Source organism: Novosphingobium aquae (assembly GCF_037572715.1).
GTDB lineage: Bacteria > Pseudomonadota > Alphaproteobacteria > Sphingomonadales > Sphingomonadaceae > Novosphingobium > Novosphingobium aquae.
The window spans coordinates 138,248-158,728 of sequence record NZ_JBBHJY010000006.1; the positions used below are offsets into that span (position 1 = coordinate 138,248).

Sequence of the window (20,481 nt, forward strand, 5' to 3'; positions counted from 1 at the left end):
GATTGGGCAACGTCAGACGGCTCCCTCGTCTGCCGGCCAATGCGAGGTGTCAGGCCTTTGTCTACAGCGTCCCTGCTCACACTTGAGCTCTCAATGACGGGAAGCGTGGCTCATCTCGCGGTACCGATCAGCGCTGACGCGAAGGGTCCGGCAGATTCCGGAGCCGGATTTCTGGTCGGAGCGGGGGGCGGCAAGCTTGACTATCGCGGCGCTGCTCTCGTCCAGGCCTATTCCGGACGGGGTGGAGGCTTCCTCGCCGTCGTGGATCGTGCCGGCAAACTGTCATTTCGTGAACATTCCGATGAGAAAGGATCGGCACGATTCGCGCCCCTGCTTTCTCGCACCAACCTCGCATTCTCCGGACGCACATTACCCGAGGATGTGACTCTTCACCTCTCAGTGAATAAGGTTGCAGGCGATGCGTTTGAAGCCCGCCTCTTTCTGCGCGGCAAAGACGGCACGCTGCTGGCAGAAGAACTGCTTAACGGGCTCTCGGCCGAGAGGATTGCTGGCGGCCTTATGCTTGCCGCTGTCCAGTGCAGCGATGCAGGCGGATGGCGCTTCGGCATCCCCCTTGCAGGCGGGGACATGCTCTCAGTCCGGCCAGAGCGAGGCTTGGGGCCGGTCGTTTCGACGCTCTACTCGCTTTCGGACAGGATCCTGAAAATGAGCGCCCAATGCATTCCGCTGGGCGAGGGCGATCAGGCTCTCGCGGAGCTGCAGGTGCGTCGGGGCAAAGGCGCATGGCAGACTGTTGCGAAAGCGCCTGTGGGTCAGGGTGCCTGCGCCCAGTTCAGGGTCGAGCAGTGGGACATGTCCCGGGCTGCTGATTTTCGCGTGCGTCTGGAAGTTGCAGGCAACACATTCCTGCGCGAGGGCAACATTGCAGCGGAGCCTAGGGGCCGTCCGTTACGCATTGGTCTCTTTAGTTGCGTTGCTGCAACGCTGCGAGCCCTGGACGGCCCGCCCGAGCCGCTGGAGCTCCCCACCGCCACAGCTACGGGCCGGTTTGACCCTAACTCCATCATCTTTCCGCACAGTCCATTGACGCGCGGAGCCGCGCGTCAGAAGCCAGATCTCCTGGTCATCTGTGGAGACCAGTTCTACGAACAGTTCCCCACTCGCGGGCTGAGTGACGATGAGAGTGCTTCTGCGGCAGAGGAGGTCTGCCTCGACGGCCTTTATAAATGGCTGCTGTGGTGCTGGGCGTTTCGTGACCTGACTGCAGGGCGGCCTACGATCGTACTCATGGATGATCACGATTATTATCAGCCCAACTACTGGGGTAATGGCGGTCGTGCCGCTCCTGAGCGCGATCGCAACCGGGGCGGCTATACCAAGCCGGTTGAGTATATTCGTACTCTGGAGCGGGTTGAGACCGGACACAATCCGGATCCCTTCGACCCAAGTCCGGTAGATCAGGGCATATCGGTCTACTACGGAGCATTCGTCTATGGCGGCGTCAGCTTTGCCATCCTCGAGGATCGCAAGTTCAAAACCGGCGTGATGCAAGGCGACGACTTCGACGTCTATGAGGGTCAGCTGCTCGGAGAGCGACAGGAGCGCTTCCTGAGGGAATGGAAATCGATGGCACCAGGCCTGCCCAAGGTGGTGCTGACCCAGACGGTCTGGGCCTGCTCGCAGACCACGCCGGAAGGTCATCCGCTGATTGACTTCGACTCCAATGGTTTTCCGACATATGCACGCCGGGTCGCCGTCCAGCTCGTGAAGGAATGCAAGGCCCTGATGCTTTCCGGCGATCAGCACATGGCATCTTTGGTCCGCCACGGGATAGATACCTACGACGATGGCCCCCTGCAGTTCACCGGGCCAGCTGGAGGCGTAGGATGGCAACGCTGGTTCGAACCCGCCCAAGCCCTCCCCAATGCACGTCCGGGCGTTCCCAATACTGGCGACTTCGTCGATGGCTTTGGCAACAAGCTGCGTATGCTCGCAGTTGCTCAGCCCCGCATCAGTCTTGCCGAATACCGTAAGTACAAGCAGGGACGCACACAGCGGATCATGGACCGGGCCCTAAAGCGCGAAGGCTTCGGTATGGCGATCGTGGACACGAACGAAGGCACGGTGCAACTCGAGTGCTGGCCATGGAACAGCGCGGATACAGAAGCTGGCAGCCAGTATCCCGGCTGGCCTTACAAAGTTTCCCTGTCCGAACTCTGATTAGGTAGGGGGCCGGGAAAATGGATTTCCCGGCCCTTTTCCCGTTATTCGTCTTCGGCGGCCTTGTCGAAGTTCCAGCCTCCTTCCGGTGACTGCGTCCGCTTGTTCAGCAGGCGCGCCGCCTGTGCGACCCGTGCCGGATTGCGCGGCGCAACATCGCGTTCCTCGGCCGGATCGGCTTTCAGGTTGTACAGTTCAATGGGCGCAGCTTTCCCGGGCGTACTGGATGGCCATTTGCGAACGGCCTTCCAGTCTCCGAAGCGCACAGCCTGCAGGTGCGGTACCGCGCCCGTTCCGTGGAACTCCCAATAGAGTGGAGGACGATTTGTCAGGCCGCGGCCAGCCAGAACAGAGAGGAATGATGTGCCTTCCGGATAACGGGGTGCACGTGTCCCCGTCAAAGCCGCGAAGGTAGGCATGTAATCCCAGAATGCTGTGACGGCCTCACTACGTGCGCCTGCCGCAATGTGTCTGGGCCACCAGGCTATTGTCGGTACCCTGACGCCTCCTTCGTAGAGATCGCGCTTGCGGCCGCGTAGCGGACCTGATGATTTGAAGAAATCGAGGTCCTGTCCGCCCTCGACCGTGGGTCCGTTATCGCTGGTGAAAACAACCAGCGTATTGCGATCCAGTCCATTCGAGCGCAGCGAAGCCATCAGCCGCCCGACGTCGGCATCCAGTCGTGCAACCATCGCCGCCCGGGCTGCGCGAGGATATTGTTGGGGTGTATAGGGCCGGCCCAGGTATGGGCCGGTTTCCGGGATTGAACGAAAGCGGTCGCGTTCGGCAAAGGGCACTTGCATCGCCGCATGCGGCAAGGTGTAGGCCATGTACAGGAAGAAGGGTTGCCCGCCCTTCCTTGACGCCAGATAGGCCTCTGCTTCCTTTGTCATTCGTTCCTGGGCATAGTCGGGGCCGACGTACCGTGCATAGCTTGCCGGATCGGCAGGATCGCCCTGCAATTTGTCCGCCCTCGGAATTTTGGGATTGGCCAGTTTGACGATCTGGTCGTTGCGCCACAAGATCTGCGGGAAATAGCTGTGCGCCGCACGTTGGTCGGTATATCCGAAAAAGAAGTCAAAGCCCTGCCGGTTCGGTGCGCCACTGCTCGCTGTTGCGCCGAGGCCCCACTTGCCGATCGCTGCTGTCTGGTAGCCCGCGTTCTTGAACAGTGTGCCAAGAGTGAAGCTGCCGGCAGGAAGTGGTGCCTGACCGCTTGATGCCTCATCATCACCGCGTATTTCCATATTGCCCCGGACCGGTGTGTGGCCCGTGTCCCTCCCAAGCATCAGTGAAGCGCGCGACGGTGCGCAGACTGTTGACCCTGCATAATGCTGAGTCAGCAGAAGGCCCTGTTTGGCAAGGCGGTCGAGATTGGGTGTGGGCACTATCCGCTGCCCGAATGCCCCAATATCTCCATAGCCCAGGTCATCGGCCAGGATGAACAGGACATTTGGCCTGGAGCCGGCAAGGCTTTCTGCAGGCTTGGCCAAGGCGGGCCCGGACAGGGTCGAAAGGCCTGCCACGATCAGCACGGGGGTAGAGAGTCGTTTCACGGTTTTCCCCCTCAATTCTTGAAACGCATTCCGGCAACATGCAGCACAGTCGCCGAATGTGGCTGGACGGTCAGTTTGACGCTTTGGCCGATCACCGGCACGGCGACCATGCTGGCCATCATGTCGCTGACGACGGTGTCCGGATCGACTTCGAGTTCAATTTCCCGGGCCTGGTTGCCCCTGTTCAGGAGGACAAACATGTCGCGGCGCTTCCCGTCGGCTCCATCCTTGAGCCAGCGGCGCCAGATCTCGGTATCGCCGAAATCGCGATACCGGAATCCGGCCATGCCGAGCGGATCCTGGTGGGCGGAGACGAGAGCGGGATTTCGCAGAAGGTCGAGTGCCTCAGGATCCAGAGTGCGAAGATCTGTGCCGATCATCAGCGGCGAGGCCAGCAGCACCCACAAGGCAAAATGCGCGCGCTGCTCAGCCATGCTCAGGCCGTGATTGCCGACTTCCAGCATGTCGGCGTCCGACCAGCTTCCGGGGCGGACGCGAAGGGCTACCTGAAGCTGGGATGCCCGGTCGAGCACGGACATGATGCCATTTGCCGCTCTGTCTCCCGTGCAATCCCAACAGGGGCGTATGTCCTTGTTGAATCTCCAGCTGTGCGCGGCTTGGGGTGCCCATTCAAGGACATCGGGTCGCAGACCTGCCGAGGCACTGAAGTAAATTGGTCGACCGGTCGCAACAAGCGCGTCACGCATTCGGGCATAGGCATCGAATGGCTCCTGCCAGGCGGGCATGTAGCACCAGTCGTACTTGAGATAATCAACGCCCCAATCGGCGAATGTGCGTGCGTCCGTCCATTCGTAGCCCCGGCTGCCTGGCCGGCCCTGGCATGTCTTGTAGCCCGCGGCCGAATAGAGGCCGAACTTGAGCCCCTTGCCATGAACATAGTCGGACAAGGCTTTCATCCCTGACGGGAAGCGCTTTGCATCCGGCACCAGCACGCCGTCCTTGTTGCGACTGGATTGCCAGCAGTCATCGATGACAAGATAGCGGTAGCCCGCCTTGGCTAGACCCGATGAAACCATACTGTCGGCCATGGCCCGGATCTTGGTCTCATCCACGTCGCAGCGAAAAGCGTTCCAGCTGTTCCAGCCCATTGGCGGAGTCGCAGCGATGGCCCGGTTGAACGCCGGATTGTCCCGCGCCGCAAGCACGTCAGCAAACATATAGCCTGCCGTATTGGAGCCATAGTCACGTGCGGGATCAGGCAAGGTCTGCTGCGCCTGGGCCATGCCGGCAAACGCCACGCAGGCCAGGATTGTAGCAATCTTTTTCATACGTACTCTCCCATTCGAATTGGGTTGCCCAACGTCGCCTATCTCCGCGCGGCAATAGCGCCTGAGACGCCAGTCAAAGCGACGCAGGTCAGGTTCTTGTAAACTTCGCCTGGGTTCAGCCGGATAGATGGGAAGCCAGGCTGGTTTGGGCTGTCCGGATATCCGTGAGGTTCCAGAGCTATGCCGTGCCGAGCTCGATAGTGCTGGCCGTACTTGCCCTTTCGTGCCGAATTAAGGTGATTTCCCGAGTAGATCTGCATGGCTGGCTGATTGGTGTGAAATTCCAGACCACGCCCCGATGCCGGGTCACGCAAGGCTGCAGCAAACGGTAGCTCATCGGAAATCCTGCCCAAGTCTCCCCCGTTCAGGACCCAACTGTGGTCCAGCCCATTCGAGGCATTAATCTGCGGGTCCTGTGATGAAATGGCATCCGATATGGGCACCGGCTCGCGCAGATCGAATGGACTTGCGTCAACGGCGCGCACTTCACCGGTCGGGATCGCGTCCGTCCCTGTCGGCAGAAAATGGTCAGCGTTGACCTGAAGGGTCTGGTCAATGGCCCTGCCGGGCTGGTCGACGCCGAACACATTCCAATAGGTGTGATTGGTCAAATTGACGACAGTGGGTCGGTCCGTCCTCGCGAAATAGGATATGTGCAGCCGATTGCGATCGTCAATTCTGAACTCTGCCTCAACTCGCAGGGTTCCCGGAAACCCCTGGTCTCCATCCGGACTTACCATCGCCAGGCGGACCGAACGGGAATCGATCGAAACGATATCCCATATTTCAGAATTGAAGCCCGATGCCCCTCCATGCAGAGTGTAGTTCCCGCAGTTGCGGATCAGTTCGTACCATACGCCATCGAGGTAAATTCGGCCGTTCGCAATCCGGTTGGAAACCCGGCCTATCGTCGAACCGAGGTAGGCGGAATCCTTCAGGTAACCGCCCATGTCAGGATATCCCAGCACGACATCGACGGGCCTGGTGAACGCCTCTGGCACTATCAAGGATTGAAGTGTCGCGCCCCAGGTCAGAATGCGGGCCTCGACGCCATTGCAGTTTGCGATCCGGACAACCTTTACGGTCCTGCCGTCAGGCAAATTGCCGAAACTTGCCGGGGCAGATAGGGACGATCCGTCAATAGCCACGTCAGCTTTTCCTTCGACAAAGAAATGCATCGCGCGACTGGTTCACGAAAGTTCCTCTCAGCTTAGCCGAATCTGAATCCGATCTGTGATCATATAAAACAGATTTATATGAGAAACGAGAGCCCAAGGATATTTTTCGTGTGGCTCTTGTCAGGAGCTGTCCATAGCAAGCACGCAAAAAACGGCCGGACGCGAAGCGCATCCGACCGTCCCTGGGAGAAGAGGGCGAAGCGCGTCTAGCTTTTCCGGGTCCAGACTTGCTCGCGGCAGGTCGTACCCAGACAGACCTTGAGCTTGAGTTGGTCTTGCGAAACGAGGGCCAGTGACGCGTCATAGGACGAACCGGTGTTGGGATAATAGATCTTCCCGCCGGTCCACTCCGACGGCCCGCCGCGCATGCCTTCGATGAATTTCACACCAATCAGCGGCCGGCTGCGGAGCGCAGCGTCTTCGTTCTGCTCGTCCAGCATTGGCGCGTCGGGCTTTTCACGGAAGAACTTCGTGAATGTTCCGCACAGCGCTTCGCCGCATGGCGAGATTTCGATTTCAACGCCGCCCATGGCCTTTGCCGACCATACGCCATAAACAGGATTCTTGTCCTGCGCTGAGGCAGACGATCCCAGCAGCGCTGCGGCAATGCCTGCAATCACCAGTGATTTCATAGTAACTCTCCACAATCAGACTTCACTCGCATCCCGTGAGGCAGCAGGCAGAAATGCAGCCATTTGACTACCGGGCGTCATCGCTCGTAGGCGACTCCACAGAAAGCGCTTATGCTTGCTTACATATTATTTTCCGTTCGGAAAGTTAATTTATATGGCTGTGCGACAGACGGGACTGCAAAGGGGGCTGAATTGAGCGAAAAATTGCCGAAGCGGCGCCGGGGCAGGCCGCGGCTCGATGAACTGGAAGCCGTCGATGTGCGCGACCGTATTCTGGCCAGTTCGCTGATCGTTTTCGCCGAACGCGGTTTCGATGCCGCATCTGTCCGGACAATCGCCGGGCGGGCAGGCGTCACGCATACCATGGTGACCTACTATTATTCCACGAAGGAAGACTTGTGGGCAGCAGCGGTCGAATTCCTGTTTGAGCGTATGGAACGCGAGCTTGCCATGCCGGCGGTTCCGGCAGAGATCACCGATGCGCAATTGATCGAATACGCCCGGGTAGGTCTGCGCAAATATGTGCGATACTCCGCGCAGCACCCGGAACATCATCGACTGATGATCCAGGAAGCCGCCCGGGGAAGCAAACGTCTTGCCTGGGTGACCGAGAAATTTACCCGCAAACAGCACATGGCAGGGTTCGCCGCGATCAAGATGCTTCAGGACAAGGGCGTTCTGCCGCCGGTCGATACGCTTTCGCTGATCTACATGGCGATCGGTGCCGCGCAGCTCCCCTACGCGCTCTCGCCTGAGCTCAAGCTGATCTGGAATGATGACCCATCGTCGCAGGAACGGGTAGAGGCACACATCGAGGCCATGATCGCAATGTTCATTCCGGAGCAGTAATATGTGTCGCCAAATGGAGTGACTGCCGGAGAGATGTTCAAGCGCCCAGGATGATGTCCAGATAGCTGTCGGCAAGATCGTCCGGCACCATGCCGCGATAGCCGAGAGGTCGCCGGGCGATTGCATTGAATGTTGCAAAGAGGATGTCGGCCAGAAGCCTGCCGGAAACATCCTTTATCGAACCGTCGGCACGCCCCTCTTCAATCATCTCGCGGATGGCCCGGTCGAGATTGCGCCGGCCTTCGCGGTTGAGCGCTTCCATGTCCGAAGGCAGGTCTTCCGGTGTCGTCAGAACAAAACAGCGGCCGAAGTCATCACCCATGATCTGCGCATAACTGCGAAAAAAGGTGCGAAGGCGCGTTGCACCATTGCGCTCTCCGTTCTTGCTCTCATCGAGCGCAGTCTGGATCAGGTCGAGAGCGAACTTGCCACATTCATGCAGCATCTCGTCTTTGGATTTTACATAATAATATAGCGCGGCGGGCGTCATCTCTGTCTCGGTGCCGAGATTGTTGAGGGACGTCCCGTGGTAGCCCAATCGGCCAAAGACGCGTGCCGCACCCCTCAGGATCTCAACCCGGCGCTTATCAAAGCGCTCCTGCTTTGTCAGTTTCGGGCCAATATCAGCCTTTGCCATGTTATTCAGCCCCGCCTGTTTTAAGATTCTAATGATCATAAGACAAAATTATTGCATGGCCACTCTGGATTCCGCTCGCGCAAGAGATTAAACATCCAATTGGAAAATAAAATGGCGGGAGCGGCCGATGGAATTCGATTTCGTGATAGTGGGAGCGGGGAGTGCGGGCTGCGTGCTGGCCAATCGCCTGAGCGCCGACCCACGTCACCGCGTGCTGCTGCTGGAGGCGGGAGGCAAGGCACGCAATCCGCTGCTCCATATCCCGATCGGGTTCGGCAAGACGATGCACAGCCCGCATTATTCCTGGAATTTCGAGACCGAACCGGATCTGGGCGGACGGCGGCGCAAATGGCCGCGCGGCAAGGTGCTGGGCGGATCGAGCACGATCAACGGTCTGCTCTACATCCGCGGCCAGAGGGAGGATTACGACGGCTGGCGTCAGCTTGGCTGCACCGGATGGAGCTATGACGATGTGCTCCCCTATTACCGCCGATCGCAGGACAGCGACCGGGCCGACGATCCGCTTCACGGCTCCGGCGGCCCGCTGCGGGTAGAGCATCCCCAGGGCCAGCATCCGGTCTCGAGCCGCTTCGTCGATGCCTGTGTCCAGGCGGGCATTCCCTATAATGACGACCCCAACGGCGCGGTGCAGGAAGGGGTCGCCTATGCCCCGGTGACGATGCGCCGGGGCGTGCGCTGTTCGGCAGCGACCGCGTTCCTCGATCCGGTGCGCACGCGCGGCAATCTCCACATCGTCACCGGCGCGCTGGTCGAGGGAGTGGACATCGCGGACGGGCGGGCGACGGCGGTGCGATACCGGGTCGGCGGCGTAGCGCATCGCGCGGTCGCGCTGGAGGAGATCATATTGTCGGCGGGCGCGATCGGGTCGCCCCAGCTCCTGATGCTGTCGGGGATCGGCGATGGCGATGCATTGGCGGCGGTGGGCGTGGAGGCGCGGGTGCAGTCCCCCGATGTCGGCCGCAATCTCCAGGATCACCTCGCCAGCATGGTGATCGCCAGCCTGACCCCCTCGGCCACCTTCAACGAAGTGGTGCGCAGTCCCGCGATCCTCGGCCAGATGTGGCGCTATGCCACGGCGCGCGGCGGCATGTTCGCCTCGGCGGCGGCGCATGTCGTCGTCTTCTGCCGATCCGACACGCGCCTCGCCTCGCCGGACATCCAGCTTCACATGCTGCCTGCTTCGACAAGCGATTATGCGGGCGGCGATCTCGACCGGTTTCCGGGCCTGACCTGCGCGCCCTGCCAGTTGCGGCCGGAAAGCCGGGGAGAGGTCACGCTCCGCTCCGCCGATCCCGCCGCGCCGCCGGTGATCCGCCCCAACTACCTCTCCGCCCCCGCCGATCAGGAGGCGCTGGTCGCGGGCATCCGCATCAGCCGCCGCATTCTCGCCCAGCCAGCGCTGGCAGACATCGTGGAGCGGGAGGTGATGCCCGGCGCGGACGTCGAAGCGAGCGCCAGCCTGCTGGCCAGCGCGGCGATGCTGTCCGAGTCGGTCTATCACCCGGTAGGCACCTGCCGGATGGGCGGTGATCCCGCATCGGTGGTTGATCCGCGCCTGCGCGTGCGCGGCGTGGCCGGCCTGCGCGTCGCCGACGCGTCGATCATGCCGCGCCTTATCTCCGGAAACACCAACGCGCCCGCGATCATGATCGGGGAAAAGGCGGCGGCGATGATCCTGGAGGACGCACGGGGGTAGGGATCAGGGTGCGGTGGTTCCCCCGATCCGCGCCCGGATCGCCGCATGGGCGTCCGCCGACAGGCCGTAGCCGCGCATCACCGCCATCCCCAGCACGACACCCGCCAGCGGTATCAGCGTCATAATCGCGACGATGCCGTGAACGCTCTCCGCCGATTGCGGCCGGTTGGCGACGAAACCGATCGCGGGCAGCAACAGGCCGACGAGCAGGCCGTTGATGCCCAGCGCCGTCTTTTGCGCAAAGATGGCGAGGCCGAATGTCTTGGCCTCCCCCCGGCTGCCGCTCGCCAATTCGCTTTCCTCCACCGTGTCGGGCAGCATCGACCAGAACAGCACGGCAAAGGCGCTGGTCGTCGCCCCAACCAGGAACAGGAAGATGCAGGCTAGCGTAAACGACGCGCTGCCGAGCAGATAGAAACCGGCAAAGTTCGCCGCCGCCGCCCAGGATGCGATCATCCATGCCTTCCGCTTCCCTCGCCGGATCGACAGCCACACCCATAAAGGAATGGCCAGCGCCGCGCCGCCGGTCAGCAGGAACAGGGCGAGCGGGGCGGACGCCTCCGCCATCAACACATATTTGAAGAAATAGAGGATCATCTTGCTGAACATCGTCAGCGCGACGGAGGTGAGCATGATGATCGCGATCACCCGCCGCAGTGAGGGGCTGGCTCGTACCATCGCGGCATAGGCGGACAGCTCACGGACGAGTTCCGTCCGCCAGCCACGGCTGACCGGTGGCGTATCCACCTCCACCGGCTCGCGGGTCCAGACAACGCAGGCGGCGAACCCCAGGATCGACAGCATCCCCATCATCCCTGCCGCGATCGTCCACCCGTCGGCCCCCGGCGTCTGCGCCGCGATGGTCGGGATGGCAACCGCCGACACGATCGTTGCCGCCGTGCCGAACAGCATCCGCACGCCCGCCAGGCGGCTGCGCTCGTCGGGATCGCGGGCGATCCGCGCGGACAGCGCCGCATAGGGGATGGAGACAAAGGCATAGGCGGTGCGCAGCAGCATGTGGCTCGCCAGCACGAATGCGGTCAGCGCCGCGCCGGTAAGGCCCGGGTCGGTGAAGGCGAGGGGCAGGGCGAGCGCCAGCACCGGCCCACCGACCAGGATATAAGGGCGGAATCGCCCCCACCGCGACCGCGTGCGGTCCGCCAGCGTCCCGGCCAGCGGATCGAGCAGTGCGTCCCACACGCTCGCCACCAGAAAAGTCGCCCCTGCCGCCGCCGGGGCGAGGCCCAGATGATCGGTGTAGAAGAAGATCAGGAACATCCCGATCGCATTCCAGTGGAGGTTCAGGGCGAAATCGCCCACGCCATATCCCGCCCGCATGCGCCGCGTGCTCATTCGCCTCTCCTCTCGCTCGCGGGCCGTGACCGGCCCTGTCTGTTATCTGTCCTGCGGGTCGCGCCCGAACCCGGTTCCTTCCGCCTTCATCCGGTCCAGCATCGTGCGCACCGATGGCGCAAGGCGGGACGCGTCGATCGGAAAGCCGCGCACCAGCAGGTTCTGAAGATGCCCGATCTGATGGTTGGCGAAAGCCACGGCCATCGCCTGCCGCCGTCCCATCGCGTCCTGCGCGGCATTCACGCTTTCCTTGATCAGCTTCAGCGTGAAGCGGTCCTTCTCCGCGATCCGGCCCGCCAGCGCGAGGGTGAAGTCGGCCAGATCATCGCGCGCGACGACATGGTTGACCATCCCGTGCCGTTCCGCCTCCTGCGCGGTCAGCCAGTCGGAGGTGAACAGCCACTCCTTCGCCTTGCGCACGCCCAGTTCCCACGGGTGGGCAAAGAATTCGGCACCCGGCATGGCCATGTCCGGCGTGTTGTCGCGAAAACGGGCATCGTCGGCCGCAATGATCAGGTCACAGGCCCAGACGAGCATGTTGCCGCCTGACACGACTGCGCCCTGGACCTCGGCAATGGTGGGCTTGGATGCATTGCGCCAGCGCTCGGTAATATCGAGATAGAGCTCGTGCTCACGGGCGTAGAAGCCTTCCCATCCGGGACCCTCGAAATGGTTCCACAAGCCGGTGGCCTGATCGCTGTCCGGCATGGTGCTCTCTGTTCCGGAAAGATCATGCCCGGCACTGAAATGATCCCCGTCGCCCGCAAGGATGATGACCTTGATCTCGGGATCGCGGCAGGCTTCGGCGAGGGCGCTGTCGATCTCGTAGGTCATGGTGACGCCCTGGGCGTTCTTCCGTTCTGGCCGGGCCATAACAATCCGCGCGACGCCGGGCGCGGGCAATTCGTAGCGAACCTGGGTCAGGTTTTTGGGGTCGAAAACCATTTGCGTGTCTCCGAATGAGGAGTGAGCGGGGGAGGGCCGTCAAAGCTGCGGGTTGCGCCCTTGAGTCGCAGAGCCTGCGGACCCTTCTCCTTGCGTAGGGCGTAACAGGCCCCGTCGAGTGCATCGGCGACAATGGTCGCGTCCTCGAGCTGGTCAAGATCGACGCCCCGGCCCTGCGCAATCATGGCCGTGCGGCGAAGGGCCAGTGAGGCCTCAGCTTTTTCCCGGTCCATTCTGATCCTGCAGAACTCGGCAAATCCCTGCCGCAAGTCGCGTTCATTGGCCTCGTCGGTGCTATGGACAATGCTCCCATCGACCCGCCAGTCGAGCAACAATACTTCGTCGCGGTAAAGACGAAGATGAGCGATGGCCCCGTCATAACTGCATACGCTGTCATAGATCCTGCGATGCGTCTGCCGGGCGACGGCCGTGATTGCGAGCGCGGCCAGATCGAACAGGTGCGTGCAGTGGTCGCGTGCATTTGCCATGCGCGAGGCAATCACAAAGTCCGGCGTCAGCGGGGCACCCACGAGGGCCGGCAACTCTTCGACGGCGCGTGCGCACAGCTGCCAGGGATGGCGTGAGGAATCGCCCAGGATCGCCGTCACGACCGAACCGTCATGTTCGATCCTCACTCCCATCCGGTGGTAGTCATCCTCCAGCTCCGTCCGCGCACTGCGTTCATCAGCTGTAATCATGATGCGACGCCGCACCGGAGGAAAGTCCGGCTCGGTAATCGGAAGGGAGCTGCGACTGACCCGCATCACCGCTCCGGAGTAAAGACTGCGGGCAGGTTCTTGATGCCCATGATGAAGTTCGACTGCATGCGCCTGGGCGCTTCGGCAGCCCGGATATCGGGCAGGCGGCGAAGCAATTCCTCGTACATCACCCTTATCTGGAGGCGGGCAAAGCCCGAACCGAGACAAAAGTGCTGGCCGACACCGAAAGACAGATGCTCTTTTGCGTTACGCCTGCGCACGTCGAAACGCTCAGCATCGTCAAAGACCGACTCATCACGATTGGCCGAGCCGTAAAGCATGACGACCTTTTCGCCGGCGGCGATTTTTTGACCAGAAAGCACGGTGTCTTCCTTTGCCCGGCGCGCGAAATAGACAACCGGGGAAACCCATCGCAGCATCTCTTCGGCGGCGTTGGGGATCAGCGATGGATCCATGATCAGCGCCTCGCGCTGCTCCGGATACTGGTCGAGAGCCAGCAGGCCGCCCGAAATCGTGTTTCGTGTTGTCTCGTTACCGCCGACGATCATGATCAGGAAAAAGCCATCGAGCACGTAATCGGGCAGTTCGACGTCTTCGATGCGGGAATTGGCAATCACCGACAGCAGGTCATTCTTCGGATTGTCGCGCCGGCCACGCATGGCCCAGCGGCCATAATCGAAGATTTGCATCATGGCCCCGATGAATTCCTCGTCGGGCAGCTTGAATTCGGGATCCTCATAGCCGGTAAGCATGTTCGCCCAGTCAATCAGCTGGGCGCGGTCTTCTTCCGGCACACCCATGATCTCGGACAGGGTATAGAGCGGCAGTTGCTGCGCAACGTCGAGAACGAAATCGCAGCTGCCCTTGGCGGCAATCCGGTCGATCGTCTCGCGGCAATGGGTGCGAATGCGCTGTTCGTACTCACTGATCTTTCGCGGAGTGAACTCGGATGTTGCAATACGGCGGTAGGCCGTGTGCTCTGGCGGATCCATCGAGACCATGTTCCCGACAACGGCCGAGATAATCGCCGTGTCCATGGTTTCTGGATCGCCAAGGCTCATCAGATGGCTGCCATTGGCTGACGACCACAGGCCGGGGTTCTTCGAAACCGCAGATATCTCGGCATGACGTGAAATCACCCAGAAGCCAGGTTCATAGGGTTCGGGCTGTTCGTGCCAGAAGATCGGAGCATCCGTGCGCATGCGCGCATAGGCGTCCCACTGATGCCCGTTCTGGTAGCTGATCGGCCGCGTCAGATCCAGACATTCGGGACGCTGGAAAATGGGCGCATGCGCCGGTCCCTTCGAGATACTCACGATCTTGCTCCTCTATCAAGCATGCTCGGTGTTTGATTAAACGTTCATTAGAAAACTGCAACCACTTTCGAGAGGTGTCGTTGTTGACAATAAATTTCCAAGTGGTCAATTTGCTCACACAAACGTGAGGGATGATCGGATGACTGGAAGCAATTTTCTCTGGGGTGTCTCGACCTCGGCATATCAAATCGAGGGTGCAAGCGAGGCAGACGGGCGGGGCCAGTCGATCTGGGACGAGTTCACGGCGTTGCCCGGCGTAGTCGCGAACGGGGATACCGGCGCGGTGGCCTGCGACCACTACAACCGGTGGCCTGAAGATATCGGCTTGATGGAGCAGTTGGGAATTGGCGCTTACCGGTTCTCGCTTTCGTGGCCGCGATTGTTTCCGGAAGGCGTTGGCCAGCCCAATGAGCGCGGAGCCGAGTTCTACGACCGCTTGATCGACGCATTGCTTGAACGCGGAATCGATCCCTGGATCTGCCTTTACCACTGGGATCTTCCCCAGGCTCTGCAGGATCGCGGCGGCTGGGCCAACCGGGACGTCGCCAACTGGTATGCAGACTACGCCCGATTCGTGGCCGACCGTTTCGGTGACCGCGCCAAGGCGTTCATCACGTTCAACGAGCCAAGTGTATTCACCCTGTCCGGCTACGGGGGCGGGCTCCATGCACCCGGAGTCAAGGAATCGTCAGCCATGCTCGCGGCGATTCACAATGTCTGCCGCGCTCATCACGCTGCCCTGCCGGCCCTTCGCAGCACCGGCGTTCCCACCGGCATCGTTGGCGCCTTCTGGCCGATGCGGCCTGAGCGTCCCGAGGATGAGGGTGGTGCGATGATGATGGACATGATGTTCAACTGGGCTTGCCCGGATGCCATGGTTGCGGGCTCCTATCCGCCGCCGATGGAAATGCTGCTGGGTGATGTCATCCAGGCCGGCGACTTGCCGTCTGTCGGCACATGGACCGACTTTATCGGAGTCAACCATTACGCGCCTATGTACATCCGCACCAACGAGGCAGGCGAACAGGAAATAGGGGCTCCGCCTGCCGATGTCCCCCTGACCGGAATGGGTTGGCACATCGACCCGCCGGCCTTCACGGCCATGCTGCAAACCGTGGCCGAGCGATACCCGGATGTCCCGCTCTACGTGACCGAAAACGGCATTGGGCTCGATGAGGGTGACGAACCGGACGCGCTGAATGACATTGCCCGGGTGCAATATCTGCATGACTACCTTGCCGCCCTTGCCGACGCCCGCGCTGCCGGCGTCGGAGTGCAAGGCTATTTCGCTTGGTCCCTGCTCGACAACTTCGAATGGGCCGAGGGATTCGCGAAGCGATTCGGCCTTGTTCGGGTCGAGCCGGACAACCTCGCAAGGCGCCCGAAGCAGTCCTTTTTCGCCTACCGCGACCTGATCAAGGGCGGAATCCCGAAAAGAAATACCTAAGAATCAACGCCATTCAAAAAACGGCTTGATTTTGAATGAACGTTTAATAAAAAACGAATCATTCAGAGAGGAGTTTGATTCATGGCGAACGAGGTACGCGTTGCTGGTGTGGGGATGATCCCCTTCACCAAGCCTGGTGCGAGCGAAGACTGGGACGTGATGGCAGAGAAGGCGGCGCGCATGGCGCTGCAGGATGCCGGGATCGACTACGGGAAAATTCAGCAGGCCTATGTCGGGTACGTCTATGGCGACAGCACTGCGGGACAGTCGGCGCTCTATCGTGTCGGCATCACCGGTATCCCGATCGTCAATGTGAACAACAACTGTTCGACCGGCTCGACCGCGCTCTATCTGGCGCGTCAGATGGTTGCGAGCGGCGCCGCGGACTGCGTCCTCGCCCTTGGCTTCGAACAGATGGTTCCGGGCGCGCTTGGCCTTGTCTTCAAGGACCGCAAGCCGCCGATGGAGCAGATCATGACGAAGCAGTTCGAGGCCCAGGGCTTCGACCCCGCTGCTCCGCCGGCCGCCCAGCAGTTCGGCGGCGGCGGCGCGGAGTACCAGAAGCGGTACGGTACGGCGGACGAGGTCTTTGCCATGATTTCGGTGAAGGCGCGCAAACATGCTGCGAACAATCCGCTGGCGATCTTCCGTGACCCGGTCACCGTCGAGGAAGTGCTCGAGTCCAAGCACCTGTATGGACCGATCACCCGCCTCCAGGCGTGCCCGCCGACCTGCGGCGCCGCAGCGGCGGTTCTCGTATCACCTGCCTTTGCCGCAAAGCACGGCCTTGATGCCGGCGTGGCGATCAAGGCTCAGGCCATGACCACCGACTTTGCTTCGACGTTTGAAGGCGAGCCGAGCATGATGAAGCTGATCGGCTATGACATGGCCCGTGAAGCAGCCCGCCAGGTTTACGAACAGAGCGGCATCGGACCCGAGGATTGCCAGGCTGTCGAACTTCACGACTGCTTCACTGCCAACGAGCTGCTGACCTACGAGGCGCTTGGGCTCTGCCCTGAAGGCGGTGCCGAACAGTACATTCGCGATGAGCAGAACACCTATGGCGGCAAGCACGTGACAAATCCGTCGGGCGGCCTCCTGTCCAAGGGGCACCCGCTTGGCGCGACTGGCCTTGCCCAGTGCTACGAGCTGACTCACCAGCTGCGCGGCACTGCCGACAAGCGGCAGGTCGAAGGCCTCGAAAACGCCCTGCAACACAATCTTGGCCTTGGCGGCGCCTGCGTCGTCACCCTTTACGGCCGCGCCTGAACGGAGGACAGAGATGGCAATCGACAAGAAATATATCGGCGTCGAGACCGAGGATCGGTACATCGACGTCGAAGCGGGACAGCTCAAGCTGTTCGCAATGGCAACCGGGCAAACCGATCCGATCTATTGCGACAACGACGCTGCCAAGGCCGCGGGCCTGCCAGGCATTCCGCTTCCTCCCACCTTCGTCTTCTCGCTGGGCAATCTTGCAGAGTCGAAGGAATTTTCGATCGCCGAAATGGGGATCAATTTGCCTGCCGTCCTGCACGGTGAGCAGACCTTCACTTACCACAAGCCGATATATGCAGGCGACCGCGTTCGCCTGAAATCCAAGGTCGTCGACATTTACGACAAGAAGGGCGGCGCGCTCGACTTCATCGTCCAGGACACGACTGCCCACAATCAGAACGACGAACTCTGCGTCACCGCGCGGACCGTGATCGTCGTTCGAAACTGAATAGAGGGGCTTTCATCATGAGTCAGGTAGCCGAACTCAACACTCTGGCAGTCGGTGACGAAATTCCGGAACACGACGCCGGTCCGATCACGCGCTGGGTGCTCGCCATGTTTGCTGGCGGATCGGGCGATCCCAATCCGATGCACATCGATTCCGACTTCGCCCGAATGGTTGGGCGAGAAGACGTCTTTGCTCACGGTATGCTGTCGATGGCCTATCTCGCGCAGCTGCTGACGAACTGGGTCCCGCAGGACCGGATCCGCAGCTTCAGCGTCCGCTTTGCCTCGATCACACCGGTCAACACATCGGTGAGGTGCAAGGGCAAGATCATCGAAAAATTCGAGGAAGACGGCGAGCAGCGTCTCCGCCTCGAACTGGTTGCGACCGTCGATGACGGCGCAGTCACCCTGACCGGCGAAGCCGTCGTGGCCTGCGCCTGATCACTCCGCAAAAGAATAGAAGAATGGGGATTTCCATGAAGAAGCTTGAAGGCAAGACCGCAATTATCACGGGTTCCGGCCGCGGCATAGGCCGCGCTTTGGCACTCAAACTGGCAAGCGAAGGCGCGAGCGTCGTCGTCAATGACCTTGATGAGGAACCTGCTGCAGAAACGGTCAATGCGATCCTTGCTGCCGGCGGCAAGGCCGTCGCATGCGTCGGCAGCGTTACCGATCCCGCGTTTGCCGACCGGTTCGTCAAGACCGCCGTCGATAACTTCGGTGGCATCGAAATCATCGTCAACAACGCCGGCTACACCTGGGACGGTGTGGTGCAGAAGATGAGCGACGAGCAATTCGACGCGATGATGGAAGTGCACGTCAAGGCACCGTTCCGGATCTTCCGTGCCGCTGCCGACACCATCAAGGAACTCTACAAGGGCGATCAGGCTGCCGGGCGCGAGATCGTGCGCAAGGTCGTCAATATCTCGTCGATGTCGGGCACCAACGGGAATGCCGGACAGATCAACTATTCGTCGGCCAAGTCGGCGCTGGTCGGCATGACCAAGACGATGTCCAAGGAGTGGGGCCGCTACAAGGTCGCAGTCAATTGCGTTGCCTTTGGTTTCATCGAGACCCGCCTCACCAAGTCGATGGACGATCCTGCGTCGAAGCTGAAGATCGGTGACCAGGAGATCCAGGCCGGTGTGCCCGACATGGCAATCAACATGCTGCCGATGATGGTACCGCTTGGCCGTGCAGGCACGCCCGAAGAAGCAGCTGGTGCTATCTACCTCTTCTGCATTCCCGAGTCCGATTACGTGTCGGGCCAGGTCCTTCTCTGCGGAGGCGGCATCAACACCTGATCTGCCCAGTCGCGAAATCGCGAACCCCGGATGACACGGGAAGCGAAGGAGAGAGAGACGATGTACATCACCCAGGGCCTGCATAGATCGGTTCAGATCAGCGGCAACATGCTCTCGACCCAGTTCGGCGACCGTCGCCGCACCTGGAACGAGACTGCAGATCGCGTCGGGCGGCTTGCCGCCGGACTGGCATCTCTGGGTGTGGCCACGGGCGACCGCGTTGGCATTCTTGCGGTCAACAGCGACCGGTATCTGGAAGCCTACTACGCGGTCGCCTGGTCTGGCGCGGTCATTGTGCCGGGCAACATCCGCTGGAGCGAAGCGGAACACCATTTCGCGTTCCGGGATGCCGGCGTCAAAGTCCTGCTGGTTGATCGTCTCTTCTCCTCGCTGCTCCCTGCGTTCGAAGACCTGAAGTTCGATGCGGTCATCTACATGGACGACGGCGAGCCGCCGGCAGGGGCAATTGGCTATGAGGAGCTGATCGCGGCGTTCGACCCGGCACCTGACCAGTGTACCCGCGACGATGACCTGGTTGGCATTTTCTATACCGGAGGCACGACGGGTTTCCCCAAAGGCGTCATGCTGAGTCACCGCTCGATCATCTCGAGCTTCCTGTGTTCGGCTGCGCTTACCTACCGGGGTGAAGCCCCGGTCTTCCTTCACTCGGCACCGATGTTCCATCTCGCCGATGCCAGCTGTGTTTTTGGCGTAACCATGACCGGAGGCTCCCACGTCATCCTGCCCCTCTTTAGCACGGCTGGCGTGATCGATGCAGTGACCCGCCTGGGGGCCAACTCACTGGTGCTGGTGCCGACGATGTTCTCCATGATCGATCAGCATCTGCGCGAGGAGCCGGCGGACCTGTCAGGCGTTACGCACATTACCTACGGCGCATCTCCCATCTCGGAGTCCCTGCTTCGCCGGGCCATTGAGATCTTCCCGAATGCACAGTTCTCGCAGGCTTATGGCCAGACCGAACTCTCACCTGTCGCCACTGTATTGGAACCTCGTTTCCATGCACTGACCGGGCCGGATTCGGGCCGCTTAAGATCGGCGGGACGTGCCGCGCCAGGGATTGATGTCCGAATCATCGATGCAGACCTGAACGAACTGCCGCGAGGCCAGGTGGGTGAGATTGCGGTGCAGTCGCCAGGCTGCATGGTCGGCTACTGGAACCAGCCCGAGCTCACGGCCCAGACCATCGTCGATGGCTGGCTGCGGACCGGCGATGCCGGTTACATGGACGGCGAAGGATTCGTCTTCGTCGTCGACCGCGTCAAGGACATGATCATTTCCGGAGGGGAGAACGTGTTCTCGGCGGAAGTCGAGAATGCCCTTTCGTCGCACAGTGCGGTCCTGGAGTGCGCCGTTATCGGTGTGCCGGACGGCCACTGGGGGGAACGCGTACACGCCATCGTCGTCCTGCGCGACGGCATGTCTGCCTCCGGTGAGGAACTGCGAGCGCACTGCCAGGGGCTTATTGCTGGCTACAAATGTCCGCGTAGCTTCGATTTCAGTAACGAGCCGCTGCCTCTGTCCGGGACGGGCAAGGTCCTGAAGACCGAGCTGCGCAAGCTTTACTGGGACGGACTCGAGCGGTCCGTCAGCTGAATTACCCTCGGCGGCACGG

Annotated in this window: 18 protein-coding genes; 9 read left to right on the forward strand and 9 right to left on the reverse strand. The window is 61.1% G+C overall.

All coding sequences use genetic code 11. The annotated features are described in order from the left end of the window. Positions 1-93: 93 nt before the first annotated feature. Positions 94-2,181, forward strand: coding sequence for an alkaline phosphatase D family protein (locus WG900_RS12790; protein WP_339967596.1), 2,088 nt, complete (start codon positions 94-96; stop codon positions 2,179-2,181). A 44-nt stretch (positions 2,182-2,225) separates the two neighbouring features. Here WG900_RS12790 and WG900_RS12795 read toward each other — a convergent pair whose 3' ends face one another. The 4 genes from WG900_RS12795 to WG900_RS12810 all read right to left on the reverse strand — a co-directional run bounded on the left by WG900_RS12795 (position 2,226) and on the right by WG900_RS12810 (position 6,836). Then, the gene (locus WG900_RS12795) at positions 2,226-3,716 is read right to left on the reverse strand and encodes an arylsulfatase (protein WP_339967597.1); all 1,491 of its coding nucleotides are present in this window, start codon (positions 3,714-3,716) and stop codon (positions 2,226-2,228) included. A gap of 32 nt (positions 3,717-3,748) precedes the next feature. Then, positions 3,749-5,026 (reverse strand): alpha-galactosidase, encoded by a 1,278-nt coding sequence (locus WG900_RS12800; RefSeq protein ID WP_339967598.1) that lies wholly within the window; start codon positions 5,024-5,026, stop codon positions 3,749-3,751. A gap of 38 nt (positions 5,027-5,064) precedes the next feature. After that, entirely contained in the window at positions 5,065-6,204 is a 1,140-nt protein-coding gene (locus WG900_RS12805) for an aldose epimerase family protein (protein WP_339967600.1), read from the reverse strand. A gap of 206 nt (positions 6,205-6,410) precedes the next feature. Next, entirely contained in the window at positions 6,411-6,836 is a 426-nt protein-coding gene (locus WG900_RS12810; protein ID WP_339967601.1) for a DUF2147 domain-containing protein, read from the reverse strand. 192 nt (positions 6,837-7,028) lie between these two features. On the opposite strand from WG900_RS12810, the gene WG900_RS12815 reads away from it, so the two are divergent. Beyond that, positions 7,029-7,685, forward strand: coding sequence for a TetR/AcrR family transcriptional regulator (locus WG900_RS12815; protein ID WP_339967603.1), 657 nt, complete (start codon positions 7,029-7,031; stop codon positions 7,683-7,685). A 37-nt stretch (positions 7,686-7,722) separates the two neighbouring features. Here WG900_RS12815 and WG900_RS12820 read toward each other — a convergent pair whose 3' ends face one another. Beyond that, a complete protein-coding gene (locus tag WG900_RS12820) occupies positions 7,723-8,361 on the reverse strand; it encodes a TetR/AcrR family transcriptional regulator (RefSeq protein WP_339967604.1) in 639 nt (212 codons plus the stop codon). 103 nt (positions 8,362-8,464) lie between these two features. Between WG900_RS12820 and WG900_RS12825 the strand changes: the two genes are divergently transcribed. Further along, positions 8,465-10,039, forward strand: coding sequence for a GMC family oxidoreductase (locus WG900_RS12825; RefSeq protein ID WP_339967606.1), 1,575 nt, complete (start codon positions 8,465-8,467; stop codon positions 10,037-10,039). A 3-nt stretch (positions 10,040-10,042) separates the two neighbouring features. Here the strand turns inward: WG900_RS12825 and WG900_RS12830 are convergent, their stop codons facing one another. The 4 genes from WG900_RS12830 to WG900_RS12845 form a co-directional block, all read right to left on the reverse strand. Then, positions 10,043-11,392 carry an MFS transporter gene (locus WG900_RS12830; RefSeq protein WP_339967608.1) on the reverse strand — a complete coding sequence of 450 codons (1,350 nt, stop codon included), beginning with the start codon at positions 11,390-11,392 and terminating at the stop codon, positions 10,043-10,045. A 42-nt stretch (positions 11,393-11,434) separates the two neighbouring features. Further along, entirely contained in the window at positions 11,435-12,337 is a 903-nt protein-coding gene (locus WG900_RS12835) for an enoyl-CoA hydratase (RefSeq protein ID WP_339967610.1), read from the reverse strand. After that, a complete protein-coding gene (locus WG900_RS12840) occupies positions 12,313-13,035 on the reverse strand; it encodes a DUF2889 domain-containing protein (RefSeq protein WP_339967612.1) in 723 nt (240 codons plus the stop codon). The genes WG900_RS12835 and WG900_RS12840 overlap by 25 nt, the downstream gene beginning before the upstream one ends. A 65-nt stretch (positions 13,036-13,100) precedes the next feature. Continuing rightward, on the reverse strand, positions 13,101-14,372 hold the full coding sequence (locus WG900_RS12845) for a cytochrome P450 (protein WP_339967613.1): 1,272 nt from the start codon (positions 14,370-14,372) through the stop codon (positions 13,101-13,103). A gap of 139 nt (positions 14,373-14,511) precedes the next feature. On the opposite strand from WG900_RS12845, the gene WG900_RS12850 reads away from it, so the two are divergent. The 6 genes from WG900_RS12850 to WG900_RS12875 all read left to right on the forward strand — a co-directional run bounded on the left by WG900_RS12850 (position 14,512) and on the right by WG900_RS12875 (position 20,462). Further along, a complete protein-coding gene (locus tag WG900_RS12850) occupies positions 14,512-15,819 on the forward strand; it encodes a GH1 family beta-glucosidase (RefSeq protein WP_339967615.1) in 1,308 nt (435 codons plus the stop codon). An 81-nt stretch (positions 15,820-15,900) separates the two neighbouring features. Further along, positions 15,901-17,088 carry a lipid-transfer protein gene (locus WG900_RS12855; protein WP_339967617.1) on the forward strand — a complete coding sequence of 396 codons (1,188 nt, stop codon included), beginning with the start codon at positions 15,901-15,903 and terminating at the stop codon, positions 17,086-17,088. Positions 17,089-17,101: 13 nt separating this feature from the next. Continuing rightward, positions 17,102-17,545 (forward strand): MaoC family dehydratase N-terminal domain-containing protein, encoded by a 444-nt coding sequence (locus WG900_RS12860; RefSeq protein WP_339967619.1) that lies wholly within the window; start codon positions 17,102-17,104, stop codon positions 17,543-17,545. 17 nt (positions 17,546-17,562) lie between these two features. Continuing rightward, on the forward strand, positions 17,563-17,985 hold the full coding sequence (locus WG900_RS12865; protein ID WP_339967620.1) for a MaoC/PaaZ C-terminal domain-containing protein: 423 nt from the start codon (positions 17,563-17,565) through the stop codon (positions 17,983-17,985). Between the two features lie 35 nt (positions 17,986-18,020). Next, positions 18,021-18,848 carry an SDR family NAD(P)-dependent oxidoreductase gene (locus tag WG900_RS12870; protein ID WP_339967622.1) on the forward strand — a complete coding sequence of 276 codons (828 nt, stop codon included), beginning with the start codon at positions 18,021-18,023 and terminating at the stop codon, positions 18,846-18,848. Between the two features lie 60 nt (positions 18,849-18,908). Then, positions 18,909-20,462 (forward strand): long-chain-fatty-acid--CoA ligase, encoded by a 1,554-nt coding sequence (locus WG900_RS12875; protein ID WP_339967624.1) that lies wholly within the window; start codon positions 18,909-18,911, stop codon positions 20,460-20,462. Positions 20,463-20,481 lie beyond the last annotated feature (19 nt).

What these genes read in the sequence shown, in the direction of transcription:
- WG900_RS12850 (WP_339967615.1), top strand. Translation starts at nt 14,512, where the DNA reads ATGACTGGAAGCAATTTTCTCTGGGGTGTCTCGACCTCGGCATATCAA.
- WG900_RS12810 (WP_339967601.1), bottom strand. Translation starts at nt 6,836, where the DNA reads ATGAAATCACTGGTGATTGCAGGCATTGCCGCAGCGCTGCTGGGATCG.
- WG900_RS12855 (WP_339967617.1), top strand. Translation starts at nt 15,901, where the DNA reads ATGGCGAACGAGGTACGCGTTGCTGGTGTGGGGATGATCCCCTTCACC.
- WG900_RS12800 (WP_339967598.1), bottom strand. Translation starts at nt 5,026, where the DNA reads ATGAAAAAGATTGCTACAATCCTGGCCTGCGTGGCGTTTGCCGGCATG.
- WG900_RS12830 (WP_339967608.1), bottom strand. Translation starts at nt 11,392, where the DNA reads ATGAGCACGCGGCGCATGCGGGCGGGATATGGCGTGGGCGATTTCGCC.
- WG900_RS12820 (WP_339967604.1), bottom strand. Translation starts at nt 8,361, where the DNA reads ATGATCATTAGAATCTTAAAACAGGCGGGGCTGAATAACATGGCAAAG.
- WG900_RS12875 (WP_339967624.1), top strand. Translation starts at nt 18,909, where the DNA reads ATGTACATCACCCAGGGCCTGCATAGATCGGTTCAGATCAGCGGCAAC.
- WG900_RS12790 (WP_339967596.1), top strand. Translation starts at nt 94, where the DNA reads ATGACGGGAAGCGTGGCTCATCTCGCGGTACCGATCAGCGCTGACGCG.
- WG900_RS12835 (WP_339967610.1), bottom strand. Translation starts at nt 12,337, where the DNA reads ATGGTTTTCGACCCCAAAAACCTGACCCAGGTTCGCTACGAATTGCCC.
- WG900_RS12805 (WP_339967600.1), bottom strand. Translation starts at nt 6,204, where the DNA reads ATGCATTTCTTTGTCGAAGGAAAAGCTGACGTGGCTATTGACGGATCG.
- WG900_RS12870 (WP_339967622.1), top strand. Translation starts at nt 18,021, where the DNA reads ATGAAGAAGCTTGAAGGCAAGACCGCAATTATCACGGGTTCCGGCCGC.
- WG900_RS12860 (WP_339967619.1), top strand. Translation starts at nt 17,102, where the DNA reads ATGGCAATCGACAAGAAATATATCGGCGTCGAGACCGAGGATCGGTAC.
- WG900_RS12840 (WP_339967612.1), bottom strand. Translation starts at nt 13,035, where the DNA reads ATGATTACAGCTGATGAACGCAGTGCGCGGACGGAGCTGGAGGATGAC.
- WG900_RS12865 (WP_339967620.1), top strand. Translation starts at nt 17,563, where the DNA reads ATGAGTCAGGTAGCCGAACTCAACACTCTGGCAGTCGGTGACGAAATT.